The organism is Nocardia sp. NPDC004722, assembly GCF_053601505.1.
Window position 1 is genome coordinate 1 of record NZ_JBSGBY010000989.1, and the last position, 1,875, is coordinate 1,875.

The window sequence follows — 1,875 nt, forward strand, 5'->3', positions numbered from 1 at the left end:
GCCGCGGTGCGCGCGCTGACCGGCAAGAATCCCGAGGCTTACATCGGCGACAGCACGCGGCCGGACGCGGTGCGCACCCGCACGCTCTCGGAGGAGACCACCCGGGTGTTCCGGGCGCGGGTGATCAACCCGCGCTGGCTCGAGGCCATGCGTCGGCACGGCTACAAGGGCGCGTTCGAAATGGCCGCCACCGTGGACTATCTGTTCGGCTACGACGCCACCACCAATGTGGTCGCCGACTGGATGTACGAAAAGCTCGCCGAATCCTATGTTTTCGACGAGACCAATCGGAAGTTCATGGAGCAGTCGAATCCCTGGGCGCTGCACGGTATTGCGGAGCGTTTGCTGGAGGCGGCGGAGCGGAAACTCTGGGAACAGCCGGAGAGTGAAACACTGGATCGGCTGCGGCAGGTCTATCTGGAGACCGAAGGCGAACTGGAGTAATCGAATTCGGCCGGACCGCCGGCGGGATGCGGCGTGTCGGGGTGACGCGCAGGACACAGGCGGACAACCCCGGCACCTGGGTCTTCCCTGTTCAGGATTCTGAGAGCATCATAAGAACGTCTCGGCGTCGTACTCGGGGAGACCATGGCAGGTTTTTACGGCGCGGGGTCACCCGGGCAACGCCCAATGGCGTTATCGGGTCCGATAATTCGATGTGGGAATTCCCCGGTTCGCCGCGCCCTCGCGTCCGCGAATTCGAGTTGCAGTGTTCGGGTGGATCTCTCGGGATTCACCTGCTCGACCCTGCGGTGAATCGGCTCTTCGATTGCAGGGAACCATCATGAGAATTGCCAAGATAGCCGCTACCGCATTACTTTCCGTCGCCGCGCTGTGCGTCGCCACGGTGACCGCACACGGCGAACCCGCCGTCGCGCAACCGGGCATCAACGGGGCCGATCGGGGTGTCGACTACTCCATCGCACTGGCCCCCGACCGCTCCGCGGTCACCACCACGCTCACCGCGGGCCACTTCGAGCTCGCGCCCGGCGCGGTGAACATCATCGCGCCGTCGGGTGAGGTCATCGCCTCGCTACCGCTCACCTATCAAACCGCCGACCGCACGCTCACGGTGGTGCCGGAGGTGAACGCGGCCGCCACCGAACTGACGGTGCGGCCGTCGGATCCGGCCGATATCGCCGCACCCAACGGTGATGTCGTGGCGCTGCAGAATGTCGCCAATGCCGGATCGATCGTGGCCGGTGCGCTCATCGGCTGCATCGTCGGCGCGGTGATCGGCGTCTGGTTCTTCATTGTCGGCGCGATCGTCGGCTGCGGTGTGGGCGGCCTGCTGGGCGCCATCATCGCCGGAGATCAGCCCTAGACCCGGCAGTGGGCACGACCGCCGCCGGACCGGTCCCCGTCGGTCCGGCGGTCTGGTCGTGTGCGAAAGGTGTTATGCCGGAGCGATTTCGATGCCGATGGTGCCGGTGTTACCGCGGCGCAGCTTGCTGAGGGTGATGCCCAGCCAGCCCTGAATCCCGTAGCGGCGCTTGATCAGATCGCGCACCCGCTCGGTGCCGGGAGCGTCGAGGACGAGCGCGCTGCCCTTGAGCAGTTCCCCGTGCGTCTTGCCCCGGAAGTCGCACGGCTGCACCGTGACCTCGGGATTGCGCCGGATGCGCTTGACCTTCCAGCTGTCGGTGACCGTCCAGACATAGAGTTTGCCACCGTCGAGGACCGCCCACACCGGCGGCCCGACCGGCGTCCCGTCCTTCTTGAAGGTGGTCAGCTGTACATAGTTCGCCTTGCCCAACGGCTCGAACGTAGTGTCCACGCCCGATCGTGGCCGGTGCGCTCATCGGCTGCATCGTCGGCGCGGTGATCGGCGTCTGGTTCTTCATTGTCGGCGCGATCGTCGGCTGCGGTGTGGGC

Annotated in this window: 3 protein-coding genes; 2 read left to right on the forward strand and 1 reads right to left on the reverse strand. The window is 65.9% G+C overall.

All coding sequences use genetic code 11. The features are described 5' to 3' along the window. Both ACWELQ_RS44935 and ACWELQ_RS44940 read left to right on the forward strand, forming a co-directional pair. The coding region (locus ACWELQ_RS44935; RefSeq protein WP_452403062.1) for a cobaltochelatase subunit CobN at positions 1-444 on the forward strand (444 nt) is incomplete at its 5' end. 340 nt (positions 445-784) lie between these two features. Then, positions 785-1,324, forward strand: coding sequence for a hypothetical protein (locus ACWELQ_RS44940; protein ID WP_452403063.1), 540 nt, complete (start codon positions 785-787; stop codon positions 1,322-1,324). Between the two features lie 72 nt (positions 1,325-1,396). On the opposite strand, the gene ACWELQ_RS44945 is transcribed toward ACWELQ_RS44940, so the two are convergent. After that, positions 1,397-1,777, reverse strand: coding sequence for a PPOX class F420-dependent oxidoreductase (locus ACWELQ_RS44945; protein WP_452403064.1), 381 nt, complete (start codon positions 1,775-1,777; stop codon positions 1,397-1,399). Positions 1,778-1,875 lie beyond the last annotated feature (98 nt).

What these genes read in the sequence shown, in the direction of transcription:
- ACWELQ_RS44940 (WP_452403063.1), top strand. Translation starts at nt 785, where the DNA reads ATGAGAATTGCCAAGATAGCCGCTACCGCATTACTTTCCGTCGCCGCG.